The 26,590-nt window shown below is 70.6% G+C and carries 1 protein-coding gene (only partly in view); it reads left to right on the forward strand.

The window, feature by feature from the left end:
- A protein-coding gene (locus tag G4D83_RS46925; protein WP_163866950.1) for an IPT/TIG domain-containing protein crosses the window boundary here: on the forward strand, nt 1–26,590 show its 5' portion. Its footprint extends 5,537 nt past the window's final position; only the first 26,590 of its 32,127 coding nucleotides appear in the window; its start codon is at nt 1–3; its stop codon lies beyond the right edge, outside the window.

The following is a 26,590-nucleotide window of genomic DNA, read 5'->3' on the forward strand; positions in this document are numbered from 1 at the left end:
GTGCGTCGGTTCAGCTCAAGCGGTGTTCGCGCGGTGCTCGCGGTGGTGTGCCTGGGATTCGCCCTGGTGGCCCACGCGGCGCCACCCGAGGTGACGGCGGCCTATCCCCTCGCGCCGCTGCGTCCTGGCTCGCAGAGCGTGGAGATTGGCTTCGACATCGAGCAGCAGGTGTCGCAGGTCCTCGTCACCATCCAGGGCCTCTCCGCCACCCAGGGCAACTTCGCCTCCGTCACGAACCTCCGTGTCGAGCGTGACTTCGCCGGCGCCGTCCCGTTCCACCTGCTCGTGCCGCTCAAGGCCGCCTTCCCGGACGACGGCGCCCTGACCGTCACCGCCATCCCCATTGGCCCTGACTCGGTGCCCGGTGCTTCTTTCAGCACCACCTTCGACGCCAAGGCCAGCCCCCCGGGCTTCGCCCCCACGCCCGTCACCGTCCGCGCGGTACTCCGCGAGGAAGTCAACGAGAGCGGCATCATCCTGGAGGTCGGCTACAGCGGCCAGGTCTCCTCCGCTGAGCTGTCCATGATGGGCGCCTCCGCGCTCGCCCTGCGCACCGTCTTCGGTGACCTCAGCGAAGCCGAGGCCCAGGCGTTCGTCACCGCCCGTCGCCTCGTCGGCCGTCCCCGCGTCTCCACCCCCGGCCGCATCCAGTTCTTCATCCCCACGCTCGACGGCAAGGTCCCTCCCGACGGGGTCGTCATCGCGGATGTCTCCCTCCAGGACCCGTTTGGCCGCACCGTCCACACCTCCGCGGTGGAGTTCACCAGCTCCACCTCGTTCGACCCGCTCATCTCCATCTCCGCCAGGCCCGAGTCCCTCCTGTTGGATCAGGTGGGCCGCCGCGAGCAGCTCCAGGTCTTCGGCAACTTCGCCATCGCGGGCGAAGTGGACATCTCCGGTGGACGCCGGGGCGTGCTCTACGAGTCGAGCAACCCCGCCATCGTCGCCGTCACCCAGTCCGGTGACGTCATCGCGCTCGCCCAGGGCGAGGCCACCGTCAAGGTCACCTACGCCGAGCGCACGAAGGACGTGCCGGTCATCGTCACCGACCCCTCCCGCATCGCGGGCGTCCGCATCACCCCAAGCACCGTCACGCTCGAGCGCGTGCGCGACACCTTCCAGCTCAAGCTCGAAGGCCGCCTGGATGACGCCGCGACGGGCCGGGTCATCGACCTGACCCCGTCGACCCTCCGCACCGTCTGGAGCTCGGAGGACGCCACCATCGTCTCCGTCACCCCGGAGGGGAGGGTGACCTCGCTCCGCGAGGGCAGCGTGAACATCATCGCCCGGCACACCACCGTGGACGACGTCGTCTGGACGGACGACATCCGCGTCGAGGCACAGGATGGTCTCCCCACGGTCCGCCTGTCAGGCCCCACGTCCATCGCCGCCGGCGCCAGCTTCGAGGTTCGCGCCGTGGCCTCCGATGACGTGTCCGTCAAGCACGTCAGCTTCCTGGTCAACGGCGTGCCCACCGTCATCGACGACACCGCGCCGTACTCGCTGCGCATCCAGGCGCCACCTCTCGCGGGCGCCACCTTCAAGGTCGCAGCCATCGCGGTGGACTCCGGTGACCAGGAGTCTCCTCAGGCCACGCTCGACATCAAGGTCGTGCCTCCCGCCGGCCCGAGCACCCGACAGGTCGTCTACGAACTGCCCACCCCCGGTGCGAATCTCATCGAGGGACTCCCCCAGATCCTTCGCGTGACGAGCGGTGACTGGGCGTCCGGCAATCTGTCGCCGCTCGATTTCCAGGTCGTTCGCTTCACCGTGGACGGCGCGCCCGTCGGCTCCTCCCAGACGGCTCGCATGGAGCTGCGCCCCGTTCCCAACACCTCGCCCCAAGTGATTGTCGCGGTGCCTCTGTGGGAGATCAGCTACGTCCCTCCGGCGGGCAGCGCGGGCACCTCCGCCGCCATCAAGGCCACGGCCGTGGACCGACAGGGCGCCACGGCTGAAAGCTCCACCGTCCTCGTCCGCATCGTCGGCAACGCGCCTCCGCTCATCACCCGCCGCGCGCCCCTGGGCAGCACGGTGGAGGTGACGGAGAAGGTGCCGCTCTCCGTCGAAGGCACCGTCGCGGACGACGCCATGGCCTTCGGCGTCAAGCTGGCGCTGCTCGTGGACGGCAACGCGGTGGCCACCACGCGCCAGGACCAGGGAGGGCAGGGGGGCACGGCCGAGGGTGGCCAGGCATTCAAGCTCGTCTGGACGCCTCCGGCGGGAAGCGCGGGCAAGCGTTCCCGCGTCGAGATTCAGGCCATCGACCATGGCGGCCTGGAGCGCCGCATCGGCTTCGAGGCCGTCGTCAGGCTGGACGGCCCGCCCAACGTGGCCATCCAGACACCCACGTCCACGGACTCCTACGTGGGTGGCACTCCCGTCACGCTCACCGCCGCCGCATCGGATGACAGCGGCGAGCCGCCGCAGGTGACGTGGAAGGTGAACAACGTGCCGGTGGGGCAGTCCGCCGTGCCGCCCTATCGCGTGCTCTGGCGCACGCCCGTCGTCGAGGTGGATGGGACCTTCTCCATCACGGCCACTGCCCGGGACGCACAGGGGCACGAGCTGACGAGCGGTGCCATCGTCGTGGGGATTCGCAGGGACTTGAAGGCCCCGACGGTGAACATCCTGACGCCGCAGCATCTGGTGGAGGTGCCGAACTCCCAGGCGCTGCTGGTCACCATCGCGGGCTTCGACGAGGTCTCACCCCAGCGCGTCGAGCTCTATCTCGACGAAGAGGAGATCCCGGTCTTCGTCGACGACGCGCTCGGCGACAACGCGGGCGTCTCCGGTTCGTACATCAGCTACACCGTCATCCCCGTCGAGAAGTTCTTCGTGGGGCCGCTCCCCAAGGAGACCCTCAAGCTCACCACGCGCGCGTTCGACTCCTCGGGCAACCACGCCGAAACCAGCCACACCGTCACGCTCAAGGGCGACCGGCCACCGACTGTCGAGTTCCTCAGTCCCAGTCCCGGCTTCGTCGGCACGGCGGCCACACGTGTTCCCATCGTCCTCCATGCCGAGGACGATGTCGCCGTTTCAAGGGTGGAGCTCTTCCAGTTGCGCGGCAGCACCCGCGAGTCCGTCGGCGTCGCCACGGTGCCGCCGTATCGCTTCGACCTGCTGCTGCCGTCGACGCCCGACACCGTTCAGCTCATCGCGGAGGCCGTCGACAGCGCGGGTGAGAAGAACGTGGGCACCGTCTCCCTCTCGCTCGAGGTGACGGCGGACGACGAGCCGCCGATGGTGGCCTTCCGGACTCCCGCCGAGGGCACGCGTGTCTTCGCTGGCGCCAACCGGAAGGTGGACGTCGTCGTGGTGGCCACGGACAACGTCCGCGTCAAGAACGCCCGGCTCTTCCTCCAGGACCCGCTCCAGCCCGCCAACCCCGATGCGCCGGAGACGCAGGTGGGCTCGGGCGCCATCACTGGAACGCAGGAGGGCCTGTACCAGGTCTTCAAGTGGACCCTGGATGTGCCCGCCGACTTCGCGGGCAAGCCGCTGCGCCTGCGCGCCGTCGTCGTGGATGACGGGAACCGCACCGCGGAGCGCCGCCTGGTGCTCCAGGCCGTGCTGAACACCGACCCCGTCGTCCACCTGATGCTGCCCGCGCCGCGCACCGTGGTGAAGGAAGGCCAGGACGTCACCGTCACCTTCACCGTGTCGGATGACGAAGGGGTCGCCAGCTTCGCGGCTCGCTCCGGTGGCGTGACGCTGGAGCCGTTCATCGGCCCCGTCAACACGGCCATCCAGCAGAAGCTCGTCGTCCGCGCCCCCATCGTCACGCCGTCCACGCCCGCGTCCGAGCGGACGGTGGGCATCATCGCCAAGGACGTGAGCCCGGTGCCCCAGTTCGGGCACGAGGACGTGGTGCTCGACGTCATCGACGACCTGGAGCACCCCACGGCCCTCCTGCTGTCGCCCATCCCTGGGACGGCCTCGCAGCCGCTCCAGGTGCCGAACCTGAGCAGCCTCGGACTGCGCGTCGACGTCTCGGACGATGTCCGCGTCTCACGGGTCGCGGTGATGCTCGACGGCGTCGAAATCCAGCCGACCACGCCGCAGCAGGCGTACCTGCGCGCGAGCCACGAGGACTTCGAGGAGGTCCGCGTCCCCAATCCCCAGGGGCCCGGCGACATCCTCGTCAGTCGGCGCTACGTGGGGACCTTCTCCGGAACAGTCCCCCTCAAGCGCACCAGCGTGGACCCCGAGGACGAGGCGCCCGAGCGGCACGTCATCTGGGCCCGCGCGTATGACCCGGCCGGCAACCCCACGGACACGTCCAAGGTCGTGTTCGATATCGTCGTCGCCGAGGACAAGCTGCCTCCCGTGGTGCGCGTCTCGCTCACGGGCGTGCCCGACGCGCGGACCTGCGTGGCCGGCTCGGAGGTGAAGCTCCAGGTCCAGGCGTCGGATGACAGCGCGGTGGAGTCTCTCTCCGTGCGCTTCGAGAACGGGGCTGACCTCACGAACCTGGAGCAGAAGCCGTCAACGCTGCCCGCGGCCAGTGTGTCGTTGACCGGCCCCTACACCCTTCCCCCGCTGACAAACGGAGAGACGCGCACCGTGAGCTTCGAGGCCACGGCGACGGACAGCAAGGGGCGCACCACGGTGTCCGCCTATTCCTGTCTGCTGGTGGCCGACACGGCGCCCGTCGCGCGCTGGGTGTCTCCCACGAGCGGAGACCTGATTGAAGAGCAGCGCTACCAGGGCACGCTGGAGCTGCAGGACGACGTGGGTCTGCGGGCCGCATGGTTGGTGGCCTCCACGTCGGAGGTGAAGGCGGCGACGGCCAACGACTTCGCGCTCCAGGCGACGGCGCTCGCGGGCACGCCCCAGACGCCGTTCTCGCTCGCGAACCATGCGGTGCCGGTCGCCTCACTGTCCTTCGGCGGTCAGCCGGCCAGTGGCGGGTCGCCAGGCGCACCATTCACGTTCACCGTGACGGGCGAGGACAGCGCCGTTCGCGTCACGCCGCACGTCGCCCTGGCCACGGACACCGCTCCCGGCTTCCTTCGTCTGAAAGTCGGCGCGGACTCCCACGGGGCCGAGGCCCGCGTCACCTACCATCTGCGCCCCCGTGCCTCGCTCTCGGCGGACGCGCGGGCGGAGCTGAACACCTTCAAGGCCCTGTTCCCGTCCGGCGACCTCACGCGGACCCGCGTGCTCACGCTCGACGCTGGAAATGGATACGAGGTGGACCTCGGGTTCCCGAAGAACGCCGTGGAGGTGGAGCAGATCCTCGTGGAGCTGCGAGCCCGTGGGGGCGACTCGCGTCCGGTGCTCGTGTCGGAGCTGGCGCTGCGCTACCAGTCCGGCCAGCCGTATCAGGTCCGCGCCGCGGCGGGAGGTCAGCGTCTGACGGTGGACCCGCTGTCCCCGTCGCTCAATCCAGGTCAGCTCACCTCGCGTCAGGTGGGCTTCCGCATCCCCGCGTCGTGGACGTCTCCCGACGTGCGCCTCACCACCGTCGCGGTGGACACGCGCGGTGTGGTCACCAAGGACGCTCGGAGCCTGCGGGTGGTGCCCGACACGGTGGCCCCCACCGTGTCCATCGTCGGACTGGGCGAGAGCGCGACGGCGGTGCGCAACCAGCCGTTCAAGGTCCGCCTGCGCGTCACTGACAACGCGAGCCTGTCCGGCGTCCGCTTGCTGATGGATGGCGTTGCCCAGGGTGATGACACGCTGCTGGTAGGGACGTCGCAGGAGGTGGAGGTCACCCTCCAGCGCGAGGCCCAGGGCGCCGCCGAGCTGTATGCCCAGGCGTGGGACCGCGCCGGCAACGAGACGGTCTCCCTGCCCGCGTATGTGCAGATTGTCTCCGACGCGCCGCCGACCCTCCAGATGGACCGGCTGGTGGCGGTGGGGGAGACGCTGTACCGCACGGAGCTGGAGGGGGGCTTCGTCAGCCTGCTCCAGAACAAGAGCGCGACGCTGCACTTCACCGTCAAGGACGACGTGGGCGTGCAGTCGGTGACGACGACCTTCGGCTCGAACGCGCCACAGACGCAGACCTTCGCTCCGCCGCAGGTGGGGAGCAGGGCGCTGTCCGTGGGTGTCACGCCACCGGTGGGCCCGGATGGCATGCCCACGGTGTTGACCCTCACCGTCAAGGACACCGCGAACCAGGAGAAGAGCGCGCGGCTGGTCATCGAGAGCCGCAGGCCGCGTGCGCCCCAGTTGGCCATTCTCGAGCCCGCGCAGGACGGGTACCTGGTGGAAGGCAGCATCCAGCTCCGCCTGGGCGCGCTCGCCGCGGATGACACCCAGGTCACCGGCGTGGAGTTCTTCGTCAACGGCAAGCCCGCCCTCCAACTGGAGGCGCGGGATGGCACCGTCGTGCCGACGCTGTTCGACCCCGACGGCAACCCCGTCGCCGCGGATGTCACCGTGCGCGATGCCCTCACCGCCCTGCGCGTGGGGCCCGAGGAGATATCCCGCTTCCGCATCTTCCGAGGCCTGCTGGCGCTGCCGCCGGGCTTCGTCCGGTTGGACCCCATGCGCACCGAGAGCTTCGTGCTCCTGCGCGTCGAGGCGACGGACCTGGAAGGCAACCGCTCCTCGGTGGAGCGGCGGATTCGCATCGCGGAGGACACGGGCCTGCCGGTGGCGAACGTGCTGCGCCCCAGCCTGGGCCGCGACGTCATCGAGAACACGCCGGTGCTCATCCAGGTCCAGGCGCATGACAACGCGTTCGTGGACCGGGTGGAGATCTACGCGGGCCCGAGCGCCGAGGGACTCAAGCTGGTCCACGTCGCCGGAGGTTTCCCTTCGGAGAACGGCCTGCCTGGCTCTCCCTTCGACGTGTACTCGCCGGTTGTCACGTTCCAGCACTCGGTGCCGAAGCTGTCCGAGCTGGGCGGCCTGGACTCCGTGCCGTATTTCATCGCCACCCGGGCCCGGGACATCTCCGGCAACCTGGGTGAGCTGGAGTACCAGCAGATCGACGTCGTGAGGGATCGCGAGCCCGCCCTCTCCATCCTGTCTCCCTCGGACGGGACGACGGCCGTGGCGAGCAACTTCCTGCCGGTGATTCTCTCCGCGGAGGACGACGTCGCCGTCACCTCCGTGTCGCTCTATCTGAATGGCGCCGCGACGCCGGTCGCCACGCTGACCCAGCCCCCGTTCCGCTTCCTGATTCCCGTGCCGGAGACGACGGGCGGCACCCTGCGGCTGCAGGGGCGCGCGGTGGACAGCTTCGGCCACATCGTCAACTCGCAGACGGTGGTGCTGACGGTGGCGGAAGACCTGCCACCCACGGTGGTCATCGCCCAGCCGGCCCATGGCGCCATCGTGACGGAGGGCCGTGACTTCTCCGTGCTGGTGGCCGCGCAGGATGACGTCGACGTCCAGCGCGTGGAGGTCACCGTGGAGGGCGGCGTGGACGGCATGCTGCGCTTCGCCAGCTCCACGCGGCCGTATGCCTTCCGCGTGCCGCTGCCGCATGGCTCCGCGTCGAGGACCCTCACCATCCGGGCGAACGCGCGGGACTCGTCGGGCAAGACAGCCGACGCGCGGGCCGTGACGGTGCTGGCGCAGGCGGACACGCAGGACCCGAAGGTGAAGCTGGTGTCTCCGGCGAACGGGTCCGCGATGGTGACGGGACTCCGGCTGGATGTGGAGGCTCGCGCCGAGGACAACGTGGGCGTGGCGGGTGTCACCTTCATGCTGAAGGTGGGCTCGGCGGATGAAGTGGAGCTGGCCCGCGTCCCCGCGCCGCCTTACCGCTTCTCGTATCTGGTGCCCAAGGACCTCGTTCCCGACAACGGCGCGTCCGTCCCGCTGCGGTTCACCGCGAGGGCGGTGGACCTGAGCAACCGATGGGCCACGGACACCGTGACGGTGAACGCCATCGACGACAAGCCGCCAACGGTGGCCTTGAAGAACCCGCCGTTCAAGGTGGTGGCGAAGCTGCCAAGCAGCTTCCATGCGCAGACGGGTGACGACGTCGCGGTGGCCCATGTGACGTTCCTCGTGGGCCCCACCCGGGACTCGCTCGCCGAGGTCGGCCGCCGCTTCCAGTTGCCGTTCGAGCACATCTACGTGGCGGACCCGGCGGACGTGGGCAAGCGCCTGTGGATCGCCGCGCGCGCCGTGGACACCGCCGGACAGTCGACGCAGTCGGAGCCCGTCGCGTTCAACGTCGTCGCGGACCAGGTCCCCACGGTGGAGCTGACGCGGCCGGAACCCGACGGCACCGTCTTCGCGGGCGCTCGGCTGCGCCTGGAGGCCAACGCCATCGACGTGGACAGCGGCATCGAGTCGGTGTCGTTCTTCGTGGACGGCCGCAAGGTGGCCACGGCGCTGGCTCCGGCGGGCATCCCCGGCAAACCCAACGCGTACGTGGCGAGCTTCGTCGCGCCCATTGGCAGCGGCAGCCGCGAGTTCTTCATCAAGGCCGTGGCGGTGGACAAGGCGGGGCAGGAGGCGGAGACGCCCGCCCGGAAGGTGGGCACCATCCCCGACACCACGGCGCCGAACGTGGAGCTCGTGGACCCGCCGCACCTGGATGTCGTGACGGAAGGTGAGCCGCTGTTCCTGTCGGCCTTCGCCGCCGACAACGCAGGCATCCACGACGTGGGCTTCCTCGCGAGCTACACGTCGGGGACGGGAGAGACGGTGTCGGGCGAGGTTGGCGCCTCGGCGGTCGCGGGGACCAGCTCCGCGAACCGGCCACGGTACGGCTACTCGTGGCTGGTGCCGACGCCGCTGGCGGGCAAGGCCATCACCCTCCACGCTCGCGCGAAGGACCTGTCCGGCAACACCGCGTCGTCGCAGGTCATCCAGGTGGAGGCCGGAATGCGGCCGTCCCGGACGCCGTACAAGCCGTTTGGCGGCTCGGGGGAGAGCACCCGCCTGTCCGCGCTGGCGGTGGATGGCGCCGGCCTGGGCGTGGTGGGGGCCACCGGACTTCCGCTCGGCGCGCCGGTGCGCCGGGGCGTGGAGTTCTTCCGCGTGACGGACGCTCCGCTGGAGGCGCTGGTCGCGCACCCGCTGGAAGGCGTGCCGGTGGCGTCGGCCTTCCACGGGCACCTGGTGCTCGTCAGCGTCCGCCATGACCTGGCGGCTCGCAACGGAGAGCTGGTGCTGTTCGACACGAGCAACGCGGGCAACATCACGCGTCGGGGCTCCATCGAACTGTCCGGCCACGACGTGGGCGGCGTGGTGGCGGCGGGGCAGCTGGCCTTCGTCGCCAATGGCGATCAGGGCGTCGTGGTGGTGGACCTGTCGAACCTGGACTATCCCCAGCGGGTGACGACGCTGCCCACGAATGGACCGGCGCGTGACGTGGGCGTGCTCGGCGACAAGCTGCTGGTGGCGGCGGGGACGGGCGGCCTGCGGGTGGTCGACTTGTTGGACCCGGAGCTGGGCGAGCTGGGCCATGCGGCGGTGCCGGGTGGCGCGGAGACGTTGGAAGTGGTGGGCGAGCGCGTCCACGTGGGGTGCCAGGGCGCCACGGCCTCGCTCGCCGTGGTCGACGTGCGCGCCGCGCCGCGCGTGGTGTCGCTGCTGTCGCATGCCCCGGGCCGCGCGGACCTGCTGGCCGCGGGCCAGCGCTCGGTGGCGGGCCTGGGCAACGTGTCGGTGTCCACGGTGCAGCTCATCGACCAGGACTCGCGGCCGGTGAAGGGACTGCTCACGGCCTCCATCATCGATGACGCGGGCATCGCGACGACGTCCGTTCGGGCCAATGTGCCGGCCGCGCTGGACGTGTCGATGACGGGCGACGGACTGCTGACGCTGTTCGGCCACCAGGGCGTGGCCGAGTTCACGTTGCCCCGCTTCATCGTCACCGACGTCACGCCCGGAAACGGCGCGGAGCAGGTGGCGTTCGAGGCGCCCGAGCTGGCGCTGTCCGTGGGCTTCTCCCAGCCGGTGGACCCGGCCACGGTGAGCGCGGCGCGGGTCATCCTGCGCGAAGGGCTGCTCAACGGCCGTGTGCTGACCACCGAGGCGCGGGTGAGCCCGACGGACAGCTACCGCATCGAGCTGCTGCTCCCCGCGGGCGTGAAGCTCGCGAGGGGCAAGGAGCACTCCATCTCCGTGGAGGCCGGGGTGGGGAGCACCTTCCAGCAGACGCTGGACAAGCGCTTCCTGTCGCGCTTCCGCACGCGCACGGCGGAGGGGCTGGTGCCGCGCGTGGACCGCGTGGAGCCTCGCGCGGGTCCGGTGGACGGTGGCACGCGCGTGACGATTCGCGGCGCCAGCTTCGAGCAGGGCGCCCGGGTGTACTTCTCCGACGCGGAGGCGACGGAGGTCTCCGTCAGTGAGTCGAAGACGGTCCTCACCGCGCGCACGCCGCAGCAGGTGGAGGGGCCCGTGAAGGTCACCGTGGTCAACCCGGGCGGACTGCAAGGCAGCCTGCTGGGTGGCTTCATCTACATGGACATCCTCCAGGTGAGCTTCGTCTCGCCGGCCTCCGGACCCCTGGCGGGTGGCCAGGTGGTGGAGCTGTCCGGCGCGGGCTTCCAGCAGGGCGCGGAGGTCTACTTCCGGGGCCAGGGCGCGCAGACGGCGCGAGGCAGTCTGGCCCCCTCGGCCATCGTCCTTTCTCCGGGCCGCATGCGGGTGACGACGCCTGAAGGTGGCTTCGGGCCGGCGGACATCTTCGTCGGCAATCCGGACGGGCAGACGGCGATGGCGGAGAACGCCTACCTCTACACGAACCTCGCGACGACGAAGCGGATTGGCCGGTACCAGCCCGCCATCGATGGGACGGAAGGTCGTCCCGCGAGTCGCCTGCCGCAGGGCCGCCCCGGAGCGCTCGCGCTCGAGAAGGGCCGCGCCTATCTGCTCGCCGATGCGAACATCCAGCAGGGCGCGGATGTCATCGAGGTGCTGAAGCGCAGCACTCAGGGCGCGCTGTCCATCGTCGACATCTCCGTGCCGGAGAACTCCGAGGTGATGGGTGGCGTCTCCTTCCCTCCGCCCTATCAGCCCAAGGCGCTCGCGGTGCGGGAGCGCATCGCCTACGTGGCGGCCGAGGCCCTGGAGCTGACCCACGTGGACATGGTGGGCGAGGGCGGCCCGTCGCTGCTCGTCGTGGACGCGAGCCAGGGGACGCAACCCAAGCTCGTCATGGCGCTGCCCTATGAGGGCAAGGCGCACGATATCGCGGTGGTGGATGACCTGGCACTCGTCGCCGCGGGCGACAGTGGCCTCGCGGTGTTCTCGTTGGTGGAGCCGCTGCGTCCCACGCTGCTCGGCTCCGTGCGGTCCTTCCTGATGAAGGGCTCGGTGCGGACGCCCTCCATCGAGAAGGTGCGGATGCTCGGCCGTCACGCGGTGCTGCTCGCACGGTCTGGGAGCGACATGGCCACACTCGTGGTCGACCTGGCGCGTCCGGGCTTCCCGGTGGTGGGCGAGACGCAGGACCTGGGAGACCTGGCCATCCACTCGGGACGCGGGCTGTCGTCGTCCGGGCTGGGGGCGTCCACGGTCTCCCTGACGCCTCCCACGCAGCCTCGTCAGGTGGCGCAGGTGCCGACCCTGGTGGGCACGCGCTTCTCGCTGTCCGCGCTGGGCACCCACCTGGGTGTGAACGCGGGCGCTGGCGTGGTGCAGCTCTCCGCGCTCTCGGAGCTGGCCACGCCGCTCGCCGTGGACGCCGTGGACCTGTGGCCCGCGACGTCGCTTTCGGATGTCGCAATCGACCAGGGCGTGGTGGCGGCCACCATCGGCACCGTCTACTCGCCGCCCGCGCAGCCAGCGCCCAATGACGGGTTCGCCGTCATCGCCGTGCCGTTCCCCATGGTGATGGCCGTGAGTCCGGCGCCGTACGCGACGGGCATTCCCACCACGGAGACGCTGGTCGCCGACCTCAACGTCGCGGTGCGCGAGGTGTCGTCGGTCAACGCGCGGCTCTATCGGATGGATGGCTCCGCCGAGGGTGAGGACCTCCCAGTGCTCGTCTCGCTGCAGGTGAGCGAAGCGGGGGTCCACCAGCTCGTCATCGACCCGAGCCAGACGCTCAGGGCGCTGACACTCCACCGGCTGGTCATCTCCGGCCTCCAGGCGGCGAGCACGGACGGTTCGCTCATGCCCGGGCGCTTCGTCACGGAGTTCGAGACGTCCCAGGACACCGTGGCACGACGGGTCGTCGTCGGCTCGATTTCGCCACGAGAAGGCCCCATCACCGGAGGCACGCTCGTGACGCTGACGGGCAGCGGCTTCGAGGAGGGAATGGAGGTCCGCCTGGGTGGTACTCCCGCGGAGATTGAGTCGCGCACCGCGACCCAGCTCGTCGTGCGCACGCCCGCATCGACCGTGGCTGGCGCCGCGTCGCTGGAGATTCGCAACCCGTCTGGCAGCTCGCTGATTCGCGCGGGTGCGTTCATCTACACGAAGGACCTGGCGCTGCTCTCCGTCACGCCGGGCCGAGGTCCTGCCTCGGGTGGAACGAAGGTGCTGCTGGGTGGCACCGGCTTCAAGACGAGCGGCACCGTCCAGGTGCGCTTCGGTAACGCGCCCGCCCTGCGCGTGCGCGTGCTGGGCATGGAGCGCATCGAGGCGTACACGCCCAATGGCTTGCGCGGCCCGGTGGACGTCACGGTGACCCAGTCGGACGAGTCGACCTTCACGCTCACGGGCGCCTTCACCTTCGACCAGCCGACGGATTCGGCGGTGGCGTTCCAGGGCGAGATTCGCGACCAGCTGGCCATTGGCGAGCATCTCTACATGGTTGGCGCCGGTGGTCTTCGCATCGTCGACATGTCGGGGCTCTACCTGAAGGGCCGACTGGCGGGGACGCCCATCCCGCCCGAGCGCCGCAACGAGGTCATCGACGAGGACACGGACCGTCGCGATGACCGCATCATCGGGACGTGGGATTACCTGGGAGGAGACCTGCTCTCCCTCGCGTACGCGTCCGAGTGGAATGACCGCCTCTTCATCGGCGCGGGCGCCCGTCAGGATGACAACGGCTACACGGCGGGCACCGTCCTGGAGCTGGATATCTCCGACCCGGCCACGCCCAGGCTGGTTCGCTCCACCACCGCTGGCAATGGCGCGGCCTTCGGCCTGGACCTGCGAGGAGACAGACTGCTGGCCGCCGCAGGCAAGGGCGGCCTGCGGAGCTTCGACATCACGAACGCCGCCTTCCTGCTGAACACCCTGGGGGAGCCGTTGCTCCCCGAGGTCAGCGCGCTGGCCGTGGAGGACGATCTGGCGGTGGTGGGCACCGGCACGTGGACCCCGGGCCATCGCTTCACCGGAGGTCACCTGCACACGGTGCGGGTGGACCGGATGCCGGCGCAGCAGGGTTCGTTGGAATTGGACGTGCAACGCGTGCGCCTGCGTCGGGACCACGTGGCCGTCGTGGCGGCGGGGGCCGAGGGCCTGGTACTCGTGGACGTGTCGAGTCCGGCGAATCCTGTCCGGCGTGCCGCGCTGGGCACCGACAAGCTCAAGGGCTTCGCCTCGGACGTGCGGCTGGTGGGGGATGTGGCCTACGTGGCCGTGGGCGCGGCGGGCGTGGCCGTGGTGGACCTGAGTGACTTGCTCAATCCCCGGCTGCTGCATCACGTCGCGGGAGCGAGTGGTGGCTCCGCCGAGCGGGTCGCCGTGGCGGGAGGTCGCATCGTCAGCGCCAGGAACCGTGGCAACGCGGGCTGGGCGCTGGAGTTCGGTCCGGCGGCGGAGCTGACCCTGGTCTCCGCGAGCGTGAAGGCGGGAGACGTGGTTCCGCTCGACCTGTCGTCGTTGCTGCTCACGTTCTCCACGACGGTGACGCCGGAGAGCGCGCGTCAGTCCGTGTCGTTGAAGGTGGATGGCACGGAGTGGCTGGGCACCGGCGCGACGGGCGCGGACCTGGAGGCGGGGAGCGCGACGGAGCCGGTCAGCACCGTGCTCATCCGCTTCCGTCCGGAGAACCCGCTGCCCTCTGGCGCGGAGTTGGTGCTGTCGGTGTCGACGGACCTGCTCACGCCGGACGGCAAGGACCTGTTGTCACCTTTCGAGGTGGAGTTCGACGCGGCGAGCGCGCCGGGCGCACGTCCTGAGATTGCCCAGGTGGTGCCGCGCGTGGGCCGCGCTGGCGGCGGATCGCGTGTGCAGATCCTCGGACGGAACTTCGAGGAGGTGGTCACCGTCCTGATTGGTGGCGAGCGGGCCACCGTGCAGCCCTTGGAGATTCCTTCCTCGACGCGACTGGAGGTCATCGCTCCCGGGGGAGCGCCTGGGCTCGCGGACGTGGTGGTCATCAACGGGATGTTCGACGTGAGTGGGAACCTGGTGTCGGGCTCGGGGCTGTGGGACCGCAGGCCGGGTGGCTTCCTCTACAAGGCCCCGTTGAACATCACGAGTGCGACGCCTCGCTTCCTCAACCCCTTTGGCGGCAGCCAGATGCGGGTGCGCGGTGTCGGCTTCCTGCCGGCCTGGGCCTATGGGGCACTGGGCGGACCGACGGTCTACGTCGGTGGGGTGCTGGCCTCCTCCGTTCAGGTCCTCTCCACGGAGGAGCTGGCGGTGACGGCCCCTCCAGGGGTGTTCGGGGAGAATGGCTACGCCATCGTTCGCGTGACGGCTCCGCTGCCGGACGACCTGGGCTCGGGCGGAAGCTCGGAGCCGCCCGAGGACAGCCGCCTGGAGACCAAGGTGGGCTACGGCCTGGAGCGGGGTCGCACGCCGCAGGCGTCGGGCGCGCCGACGAGCACGGATGGCGTGGCCACCGTCTCCGCGTTCCGCACGAAGGCCCTGGTCGCGGACCTGGACGAGCCCCTGTACCTGTACTCGTCGGCTGGAGCGTCCATCAGCGGCAACCGCGTGCCGAAGGACCTCAACGCCACGTACATCCTGGGCGGTCGCTACTTCGACGCCTTCACCGCGGGCACGTTCGATGTCCGCAACGCGGGTCAGCCCGTCGCCTCCGTGGGGCAGACCGTCAATCCCAAGGTCGAGAAGGTGGACCGGCTCCAGGCCATCCTGTTCGGCTACCTGCCCAGCGACACGCCGTGGCCGGAGTTCGACCTGACGCCGGACTCGCTCGACGTGGCGACGCTGCCGGGCCAGGTGCTCATCGCCAACGGCGCGGCCGGCCTGGCCGTGACGACGGCGAATGACCGCTCGATGGCGGAGCTGGGTCGGGCGAAGTTCGGAGGCTGGGGCGAACCCGAGTTCGCCACGCGCCTGCTGCCCACGCCCCTGGGGAGCTGGGTGGCCTTCAACCAGATGCAGCCCAACCCTCCGCCGAACGCGGGGCCCTGCGTGGGCTCCGAGCCCGCGGCCGGCAAGGGCGGCATCCTGCGACTGCTGGACACTCGCTACCCGGCGGACCCGCTGCTGGTGGGGAGCCTGTCTCCGAGCGGCGAGCCCTACGGCATGACGGTGCACGGAGGCCGGCTCTTCGTCGCCACCGGACAGCATGAGGGCGCCCACTACTGCAACAACCCGGAAGGGACGTTGCCGCCGCCGCCCGAGTATTCGCTCGGAGGTGGCGCGGGAGGCGGGCAGCGCACGACGTACCACGGGAAGGGCGAGGGGCCCGAGGGCGGTCTGGAGATCTACGAGTCCGCGCGGCCTGGGGCGGCGCGACTGGCGCGGCTGCCTTTCAACGCCAGCATCACGGACGTGGTGGTGGTGGGAAACACGGCCATCGTCGCGGCGGCGGAGCTGGGCCTTCGCTTCATCGACATCAGCAACCCCGCGGCGCCGGTGGAGCTGGGCTGCCAGCACCCCGAGGATCCGGAGCCGGACTGCCCGCGCATCGACTTCGACGAGGCGCTGTCGAATACGCCGGGCCAGCCGCAGCGGTTGCGCCTGCTGGGGGACATGCTCTTCGTGTCGGCGAAGGAGGGTGGCGTGGTGCTGGTGGACGTGTCGAATCCGCGCGCGCCGGAGTTGGTGAGCGGAGGCAACACCGAGCTGGCCATGGATGTGGCGGTCGTGGGAGACCGGCTGCTGCTGGCGGGTGGAGATCGCCTGACCGAGCTCCAGGTTCCGTTCTCGTTCGTCACCGGGATGAGCCCGGAGCGCGAGGCCATCATTTCCCCTGACAGCCCCGTGCTGACGGTGCGCTTCAACCGTCCCATCTCCGAGCCCACCGTGGTGCTCGACAACGTGAAGCTCCTGGGAGAGGACGGCCAGCTCGCGCTGGATGCCCAGGGCCATGTCGCCGAAGTGCTGCTCTCCGTGGCGCACGACGACGCGAAGCGCGTCTACACGGTGACGGCCTCGGTCAACGACACGCTGAGGCCCGAGGAGGACTACACGCTGCTCGTCACCACCGACGTGACGGACGAGCGGGGCGGGAATCTCTTGAAGCCGTTCCGCGCCACGTTCACGACGGGCAAGGCGAGCAGCCGGGTGCCGGTGCTCATGTCGGTGTCGCCGACGACGCTGCCTCGTGCCACCGGTGGACGCGTCACGCTCGAGGGCTCGGGCTTCACGGGCACGGAGCGGGTCCAGGTTGGACCCAACGTGGTGACGTGCACGCCTGTCATCTGCCCGCGCAACGACGACGACACGGAGATGGAGGTCACCGTGCTGGGGGCGCAGCAGGCGGGCCCCGTGGACGTGACAGTCACGCATCCGGGCGGGCCGAAGTCGGAGCTGACCTTCGCGCTCTTCTACATCGACGACCCGGCCCAGGCGCACGCGACGCTCTCCCCGGACCACGGCCCCGTGGGCGGTGGAACGCGGGCCACGCTGGTGTTCGACCAGTCCGTGCTCCAGCCGGGGATGAAGGTCCGCGTCGGCGAGACGACGCTGGCGGACGACGTCGACATCGTCGACCTGCGCACGGTGCGCTTCACCGTGCCCGCGGCGGATGCGCCGGGGTTGGCGACCGTCACCCTGGTGGCCCCCGAAGAGGAACCCGAAGAGCCGCCCGAGCAGCCACGGGAATGGGACGTGGCGACGTTCGCCTATGACCTGCCGTTCGGCACGAACCTGGGGCTGCCCGGCTATCCCCCGAAGGAAGTGTCCGAGCTGCGGCTGTCGGGAAACACGCTGTACGTGGGCATTGGCGCCCAGGCCCACCTGGTGGGGCTGGACATCTTCGACGTGACGCTCGAGGAGCGGCCCATCCGCCTGGGCGGCGTGAGGACGGACAACCCCGTCAACGGCCTGGACGTGAGCGGCAATCTGGTGCTGCTGGCCGAGGGCGCCGGGGTAACGGTGGTGGACGCGGCGGACAGCAAGCGGCCCTATGTCGCGGGACGCGCCACCACGGGTGGCATCGCCACGGGCGTTCGTATCGAGGGCACGCTGGCCTATGTCAGCGTCACCCAACCGGGCACGGCCAGCGGGCAGATCCAGGTCTTCGAGCTGGTGGGGCCGCAGCCGGTCTTCGTCCGCTCCATCCCGCTGTACCCGGAGGATGGCCTGGCGCTGGAGCTGGGAGTGAACCGCTTCTACGTCCTCACGTCGAACATCAACGCCTCGGGTGGCAATGGCCTGCGGTTGGCCATCCATGACCGCCAGGGCGCGCGGCTGGGCGGAGTCGTGGTCGATGCGGGCGTGTCCACGGACCAGTTGATGCGTGCGCGCATCTCCGTGCGCTCGGGGCGCGCCTACGTCACGGTGGGCCGGCGCCTGTACGTCTTCGACGTGACGACGGCGCACGAGGGGCAGCCGGTGTTGCTCCAGTCCACCTTGCTGGACGCGGAGGGCTCCGGCCTGACGTGGTTCGGTGGTTCGTTGTGGGTGGCCACGCGCGGCGCGGGGCGCACCGTCGTGGAGGTTGCTCCCGCGGAGTTGCTCGCCGTGGGCTCGTCCCCGGAGCCGGAGTCGCTGGCCCCGGTGGGCACGGATGTCCGCATCGACTTCTCGCTGCCCGTGGCGCTCGACTCGCTGGTGCCGGCGGCCTTCCGCGTGAAGGCCTTCTCGACGGCGTTCCCGGCCGGGCGCGTGGTGACGGGAGTCAGCCGCGTGGAGGCGACCGCCCTGAGGACCTCCTCGCTGTTCTTCACGCCCGACCCAATGGACGTCTTCCAGCCCGGTGAACGGGTGGAGGTGTCCCTGGCGGCGGGCGGCGTGAAGTCCACGCTGTCCGAGGACGGACTGTCGCGTCCGCTGGCGACGTCGGTCTTCTTCAAGTTCCAGGTGGACCTGTCCGGCCGCCTGAGGCCCGTCATCACCTCCGTCACACCGTCGAGCGGTCTGCGGACCGAGACGACGACGGTGCGCATCGTCGGCTCCAACCTGGGCGGCGCGGGACTCGGGGTGTCCGTGGGTGGAACGTCCATCACCGGAGCAGGTGACGTGGTGTTCAACGCGGAGTCGGGCACGCTCACTGTGCGGATTCCTCCGTCGTCCGTCGCCGGGCCCGCGGCCGTGCAGGTGGGCTACGCGAACGGAATGCAGGCGACGCGGCTGGGCGCGTTCACGTACCGCGACGCGCTCCAGTTGAGCGCTCCGGTTCCGGACCATGCGAGCCAGCAGGGGGGCGTGGAAGTGGCCCTCACGGGCGCGGGCTTCCTCCCCGGCATGGAGGTCTACTTCGACGATGCGCGCTCCTTCACGGTGAACGTGCGCTCGTCGGGTCAGGCCACGGCGGTGGCTCCGCCCCACGCGGCGGGGCTGGTGGACGTGAAGGCCCGCCTGACGCTTCCCACGCATGACGGAGGCACGCAGCCGCGCGAGGCCGTGCGCGCCAGTTCGTTCCTCTATGGCGCGGGCGCGACGGCGCGGCTGGAGACACCGCCCTTGCGGCACGTGCTGGTGGACCGTGGCGTCCTCTACGGCTCCATCGGTGGCGAGGTGGATGTCACCGGCCCGAATGGCGCGGCCATCGAGGGCGGAGGGCTGCGCTCGCAGTCCCAGGGCGGCCTGTACATCGCCGACCTCTCCGAGCAGACGGCGGTCCGGCAGATGGCGCGGGTGATGTTCAGCGACAGCGGGACGTCGGGGGCGTACCAGCTCGCCAAGGTGGGCAACGTCCTCTACGTCGCCGCGGGGACGGGCGGCCTGAAGGTGATGGACGTGACGCGGCCTTCCGCGTCGGCGGTGACGTACTCGCTGCCGGGGACGGGCGCGACGGTGGCCGTGGTGGCCGGGGGCGACATGGTCTACGCGGCGGATGCCTCGGGGATTCGTGCCTACCGGACCACGGAGAATCCCCAGCCGCGTCAGACGTACCAGCGGCTCATTCAAGGCGGCGTCACGGCGCTGGCGCTGCATGGCGACTACCTGCTGGCCTCGGCACAAGGGCCGGGGGGCACCCGGCTGCTCGTGCTGGACGCGCGCCGGGGTGACCTGGAGCAGGTGGGCGAATTCCCGCTCATCGGCTCCGCGCGCCACATCACGACGGAGGGCTCGCGGGCCTATGTGTCGCTCGGCGCCAAGGCGCAGGTGACCATCATCGAGCTCCAGACGCCGAACCAGCCGTCGCTGGCGGGCGCGCTGCTGCTCGCGGACGTGATGAACAACGGACGGGTCTCCGCGGAGCAGGCGCGGGTGGCCGCGGGCATCGCCTATGTGGCGGCCGGCGGCGGCAAGGTGCAGCGCTTCCGGGTGCCTCACACCGGAAGCCCCACGGCGCTGGAGCATGCGCTGGTCCAGGGCGACGCCAACACGCTGGCGATGATGGACAAGTACCTGATGGTGGGAACGCTGGTGCTCGACAAGAACGGGCGCGCGGTGGATCTGCCCGTGCAACCGCCTGACACCGGGCACGGAGTGCTGGCGGGCACCATCGCCTCGGTGATGCTGGACCACCTGGAGGTGCGTGGCTCCATTCCGTCCGAGGGCGAGACGGTGCCCGTGGGGACGAAGCCGGCGGTGCTCCTGTCGGAGCTGCCCGCGACGAACACACTGGACCAGGTGCGGCTGGAGACGTCGACCGGTCAGACGGTGACGGGCTCGGTGGAGGCCCGCTCGGACGAGGGCGGTGCTCGCGCCATCTTCACGCCGTCGCCCGCGCTGAGCGTGGGCACGCGCTACGTGCTCAAGGTGGGCAGTGCGCTGGCGGACCTCCAGGGCGGTGAGCTGGGCACGGACACGGAGGTCCGGTTCCTGACGGCCACGCAGGCCACCGTCGCGCGTCCGACGCTGGGCGAGGTGAGCCCTGCCCATGGCCTCACGGCGGGTGGCGAGACGGTGACGCTGCATGGCACCGGCTTCCTGTCGGGCTGCACCGTGCTCATCGGAGGCAAGCCGGCGGGCGCGACGTCCGGGGGAAGCTGCGCCGTGTCGCAGGGTGGAAAGGTCATCACGGTCCTGGCGCCTCCGGGTGTCGCGGGCGCGGCCTCCGTGGAGGTCCGCAACGCGGATGGCCTGTCCGTGTCGCGGCTGGGGGCCTACCGCTACCTGCCGGTTCCGAAGCTGACGAAGGTGGAGCCGGCCTTCGCGGAGACGATGAGCCGCGCGCAGGTCCGCCTCCATGGCGAGGGCTTCTATTCCGGCTCGCGCGTGATGTTCTCCGGCGTGCCGGCGAGCACGACGACGGTGGACGTGTCGGGCGTGCTGACGGCGACGGTGCCGGATGGAATCGTGGGGCCCGTCGACGTGCGCGTGGAGACGCCCACGGGGAGCACCTCGGTGGGCAGCGTCCTGGCGGGTGGCTTCACCTTCACCCTGGCGAAGCGCGAGGAGCTGCAGGCCGGTGGGCCCGCGAGCGCGCTCGTGGGGACGACGCTGCTCCAGGCGCGAGACAGCGACCTGGTCGCCATCGACCTGTCGTTGTCCGGCAACAAGCTGGAGCTGGGTCGCGTGCCGGGCGTGAGCGGCGCCGCTGCGCTGGCGGTGTCGGGGAGCCGGGCGGTCCTCCTCGGAACGGACGTGGTGGTGCGGTACGACCTGGGGGCGTGTGGCAGTGGCCCGGGCGTGCCGTGTGCGCCGGTGGAACTGGACCGTGTCCCGCTGGTGGCGGGCGCCTACCTGACGTCCGTGGCCGTGGGGCCCGGGGCCACCACGGTGGTGGTGGCGGGCGGGGGTGAGCTGGTGCTGCTCGGCGAGATGCGCGAGTCGGGCCAGCCGAGAGACAACCTGGTGGTGCTCGCGCAACACTCGCTGTCGCCTTCGCGCATCGCCGCGCTGGGCGTGGTGGGGGACTCCCTGGCGGTGCTGCTGGATGAGGGCCAGGTCTCGCGCGTGGAGCTGCGCGGCTTGAGGGATGGCGAGCTGAAGGTGGAGGGCTCCGTCAGCGGGCTGGCGGGGATGGCCATGGACCTGTCCGTGGAGGGCAACCGCATCGCCGTGGCCGCGGGCAAGTCCGCGTACGTCCTGGAGGTGATGGACCCGAAGGCGCCGAGGTTGGTGGGCTCATGGACCTCGAGTGGCGAGTCCGGAAGCATGCCGAGCTCCGTGGCGCTCTCCGGTCCGTGGCTGGTCGCCGCGGGCACGGGGCGTGCGTCGTGGATCGACACCACCGTCACGCCGACCTTCGTCGAGCGGACCTTCTTCACGCACACCGCCAACTACCAGCCGAGGCCGCTGGTGGGTGATGGCTTCGTGCTGCTGACGACGCTGTCGGGCCGCACGCAGCTCTTCGACACGCTGCCGTACCCGACGCTGCGGCACATGTCGCCCCAGCCCGGAGGCGTGCTGCCGCTGAACGCGCCCGTGTCGGTGTCCGTCGCGAGCGAGCTGCCGCTGTCCGTGGTGGCGCAGTCGTCCATCCTGCTCCTGGAGGAGACCACCGTGGTGCCCGCGACGGTGACGCCGTCGGGCTCGACGCTGCGTTCCCAACCCACCAGCACGCTCGTGTCCGGAAGGGACTACTCGGCGCGCATCACCTTGGGGAAGACGCCGTACAAGGGCGGCACCGTGCTCGGTGACTGGACGTACTCGTTCCGGGGTGGCGCGGAGGCTTCCGGTGTCTCCGTCTCCGAGATTGCCCCGGACCATGGTCCCCTGACGGGTGGCACCGTGGTGACGCTCCAGGGCTCGGGCTTCGCGCCGGATGCGCAGGTGTACTTCGGGCTGGCGCTGGCCGCGGATGACCCGACGCACGAGGCCCTGGCCACCCAACTGCGAGTGCTCGCTCCGGCGACGCAGCACGCGGGACCGGTGCTGGTGCGAGTGGTCAGTGGGAACGACGTGGCGGAGGTGCCCGGTGGCTTCGTGTACAACACGCCGCTGTCCGTCTCCGAGGTCACCCCGAACCGCATCGACAACGCGGGGCAGTGGGTGCGCCTGACGGGTACGGGCTTCACGCGGGGCCTGGAGGTGCGCTTCACGCAGAACGGTCCTCTCGCTCAGCTCATGAACTTCGCGACGAACCGCGTGGATGTCCGCATCCCCGCGGGTGGAGAGGGGGCGGTGCCGCTCTATCTGTCCCAGCCGGGCGCGAGCCTGGTGCTGGCGGCGAGCCTCCACCGGGGAGACCTGAAGCCGCCGACCGCGTCGCCCGTGTACTTGCCCTCGGGGGCGGTGCCGCTCGCGCAGAAGACATTCAGCGCCACGTTCGACGAGCCCGTGCGGAAGGGTGTGGCGCCCGAGGCGCTCACCACGGCGGTGCTGACCAACGCCTCGACGGGGGCGACGCTGTCGGGGGACCTGACCGTGTCGGGCTCGACGATGACCTTCACGAGGCCCGCGGGTGCCGCGAACCTCGAGTCCACCAAGGGCTACATGTTGACCCTGACGAACGTCTACGACGTCGCGGGCAACGTGCGGCCCGCGCCCCGGCCGCAGACCTTCTACGCCGTGGACGTCATCGCCCCCACGGTGGCGCTGGCCTTCGAGGGACGCACGACGCAGGTGCACAACTCCACGCTGGGGGTGGGCACGGAGTACACCTTCGTGGTGTCCGGCACGGACACCGGCCCGGGGCCCCTGCTCCTGGAGCTCTCCGTCGACGGCGTGGCGCTGTCGCGGGTGACGCGGCACGAGCCGAAGTTCCGCTACACCTGGCAGAGCATTCCGGCGGGAGGGACATCCACACTGGTGGCTCGCGCGGTGGATGGCAGTGGCAATCCCAACACGGTGTCGGCGACCGTGAACCTGACCAACGACAGGTTGCCCACGGTGAGCTTCACGGAGCCCGCGCTCGCGGCGGTGCAGGGCAAGGAAGGCGAGACGCTTGCCCTCCGCGTCTCCGCGGAAGACCCCGAGCAGCTCAGCGCCATCGAGCTGAGCATGGATGGTCGGCCGCTGCGCCGGGTCACCGGGCTGACGGGGACGACGAGCGTTCTGGAAGAGGCGCTGCCGCTCGTGCTGACGGGTGAGGTGAGCGAGGTCCACGAACTGGTCGCCGTGGCGACGGACTCGCGTGGACAGACCTCCGCGTCCGCGCTGCTGCAGGTGACGGTGGAGCGTGACGTCCAGGACCCGACGGTGGCCTGGTTGCTGCCGACCATGGGCGCCAAGATTCCCTCGGGCGCGGGCCTGGAGCTGCGCGCGAGCGTGTCCGACGACATCCGCGTCACGCGCACCACGTTCCACCAGTTGATGGGAACCACGGCGCCGAAGCAGCTCGCCACATTCGCGGGAGTCCCCGGGCCGGTGCGCTGGGTGGCGCCTTCCGTCACCGAGGACACGCAGGTGAAGCTGCGGGTGTCCGCGGCGGATGCGCGGGGCAACGACGCGGAGTCGACGGTGGACGTCACCGTGCTGGCGGCCGTGCCGAACGCCACGAAGCCGGTGGTGAGCCTGCGCTCGCCGAGTGCTGGCAGCCCTCTGTGGGAAGGCGACGAGGTCGATGTGACAGTGGACGTGAGCGCGCCCGCGGGCGTGGAGTCCGTCCAACTGGGGCTGGACCAGCAGTCCGTGACGCTGACGCACGAGCCCTGGAGCCATCGCTTCCGGGTGCCCGTGCTGGTCAACAACAAGCCCTATCGCGTGACGGTGCGCGCGGTGGCCACGGACCTGGATGGACTCCAGAGCGAGCCCATCGTCCAGGTGTTCCAGGTGGAGAACGACTCCTCGGAGCCCATTCCGGTCATCCAGGTGGCGACGCTGCCAGTGGGACCGATGTGGCTGGGGGGCTCACTGCTCCAGGTGGGGGCTCAGGCCGGAGAGATGACGCCGGTGCCTTCGCTCACCGTGGACGGCGTCGCGTCCTCCGGCGCGGAGGGGCGGTACACGCTGCCGCGCGGTCCGGAAGGCGCGCCGGTGGTGGCCCGGGTGGAGGCCCTGGAGACGGGCTCGCAGCGGCTGGCGAGCGTGAAGACGGGCACGCTGGCGGTGTTCGCGAAGGCGGACGTGAGCGTGAAGCCGGAGCCGTCGCTGCCGGTGGTGGCCGTGGCCGCGAGGAGCGACGCGTGGGCGGTGCTGCGCGAGGACTCCGTGGGTGAGTCCGTGGTGGAGCTGCGCTCCCGCTCCACGCTCGCCGTCACGGGCACGCGCCGGATGAAGGGGCGCGGAGTGGGGCTGTCCTTTGTCGAGGACCGGCTCGCGGTGGCGGTGCGTCGCGGTGGCGCCGGCGTCGTCGAGTGGCTGTCGTTGCCGGACCTGTCAGTGACGACGATGGACGTGCGGCGCGCGCCCACGGCGTTGACGGCGGTGCGCGGTGCGCTGCTGGCGGTGGGGACGGATGAAGGCGTCGAGGTGTACACGGCCGCCGGCCAGCTCGCGGGACGTCTGCCCACGGAGCCCGTCAAGGGGCTCGCGGCGAGTGGAACCCGCGTGCTGGTGCTCGGTGACGAGAGCCTGATGTCCGTGGACGTGTCCACGCCGCATGCGCCCACGGTGAAGGCGTCGACCGTCGTGGGGAGCGTGGACTTCGTCGTCGCGACCGGGGATGACCGGGCCTGCGTGGTGTGGGCCAGTGGCCTGAGCTGCTTCGAGGAGTCGGGCACCGAGCTGGCTCAGCTCGGGACAGCGGCCGCCGTGCTGGATGTCCCGGCGCGGTCTGCCTCCGTGTTCGGTCCGTGGCTGGTCGTGGGGACGGCGCAGGGGCTGCGGGTGCATGACGTCCGTACGGAGCCCGTGTCGGGTGGGGCATATCCCGTGGTCGTGGGCCATTACCCCGCGCTGACGGGACGTGCGGTCATCACGGCGGGAGACATTCTCGGTGCGGACGAGCGGAGCGTGACGCGGCTGCCGCTGGGGCGTGGACCCGACGAGCCTGGCGTGTCGCTGGAGGTGCCCGCGAACGGCGTGGCGGGGAGCCGGCTCGCGCTGGTCACCAGCGTGAGCGACGAAGTGGACCCGTTCAATGCCTACGTGTCGGAGCTGAAGGTGAACGGCCGCACGGTGGAGGTGCTCGACGGCCGCTTGCCGGACGCCGTGGACCTGCCGCTGACGGGGGCGAGCGCGCACCTGGAGCTGTGGGTGCACGACCAGGCTGGCAACTCCCAGAAGGCGGAGGCCGTGGTGGACCTGGATGCGGCGACGTCTGGCCCGGAGTTCGTGGGACTGGATGCACCCGAGCAGGTGTTTGAAGGCACGCTCATGACGGTGGCCCCCCGGCTCGTGGACCCGGCGCGGGTGAAATCCGTGACGGTGTCGCTGATGGACGGAGTGACGGTGCTCGACAGCGTCACCGTGATGGCGCCGACCCTGTCGGCGGTGTTGTCGGTGCCCATGGTGGGCACCGGAACGGGACATGGCGTCACGTTGGTGGCGACCGCGACGGACGGCAACGAGACGGCGATGTCCGCGCCCAGGTCCGTGCTCGTCTTCACGGACGGGACTCCGACGGGAACGCCGTTCACGCTCATCCCCGCGGTCGCCCAGGTCGCGGAAGGCCAGCCGGTGTCGATGACGGTGAAGTTCCAGGACGGCGTGCCAGTGCCCGAGCGCTACACTGTGAGCTTCGCCGTGGGGCTGAGCCAGGAGACGGTGGTGGAGCAGCTGGTCCTCGCCTCGCCGACCACGGTGGCCACACCGAGGATGCCGACGCTCGCGACGGGCGCGGGCAGCGTCAGTGCGTGGGTGACGGCGCGGCTGGTCGACGGCGACGGGCGCGTGTCCGTGGCCCACAAGCAGGTGCTGGTGGTTCCGGACGAAATACGCCCGGTGATTTCGGCGCTGGACGTGGCTCCCGCGGGCACGGTGGTGGCCGCGGGTTCGAGGGTGATCGCGAAGCTGACGGTGACGGATGCGGCGTCGCCGGTGGTGGAGCAGGGCCTGCGCGTGACGCTCGGTGACGTGCTGGTGGCCACGGGGGGCCCCCTGCTGAGCTACACGGTGCCCGTGACGACTCCCGTGGGGACGGTGCTCCGCGTGGAGGGCTGGGCGAAGGACTTCCAGGGCAACGTCAGCAGCGGTGGAACCGCGGACTTCCGGGAGCGTGAGGTGGTCGCGCCCACGATGTCCGACGGCTCGGTCATCGTCGCGGGGGACTTCGCGGGGGCGGTGGACATCGCGCTGCTGGATGAGCTGGTCGTGGCCGCGACTCCGAAGGGGGTCGCCGTGGGACGGCTGGTGCGTGGTGCCGCGGTGGGTGTGACGCCCTTGGGGAGGGTGCGCCTGGAGGGCACGCCCCTGTCGCTGGCCGTCCAGGGACGTCATGTGCTGGTGGCGATGGCGGAGGGGGGCTTGAAGGTCGTGGATGTCTCGCGACCGGAGCAGCCACGCCTCGTGGGGGTGATGGAGAACTCGACGGTGGTGTCGCTCAAGGCGTCGAGCCGCGCCTTCGTGGTGTTCGATGACAATTCCCGGATTGAGGAGGTCCTCCTGTCCGAGCCCGCGTCACCCAGCTTGGAGTCCTGGGCGAACCGCTCCAGCCCGGTGGTGGAGACTCCGTTGCTGGCGGTGACGA

This window comes from Myxococcus eversor (genome assembly GCF_010894455.1).
In the GTDB taxonomy this organism is placed as follows: domain Bacteria; phylum Myxococcota; class Myxococcia; order Myxococcales; family Myxococcaceae; genus Myxococcus; species Myxococcus eversor.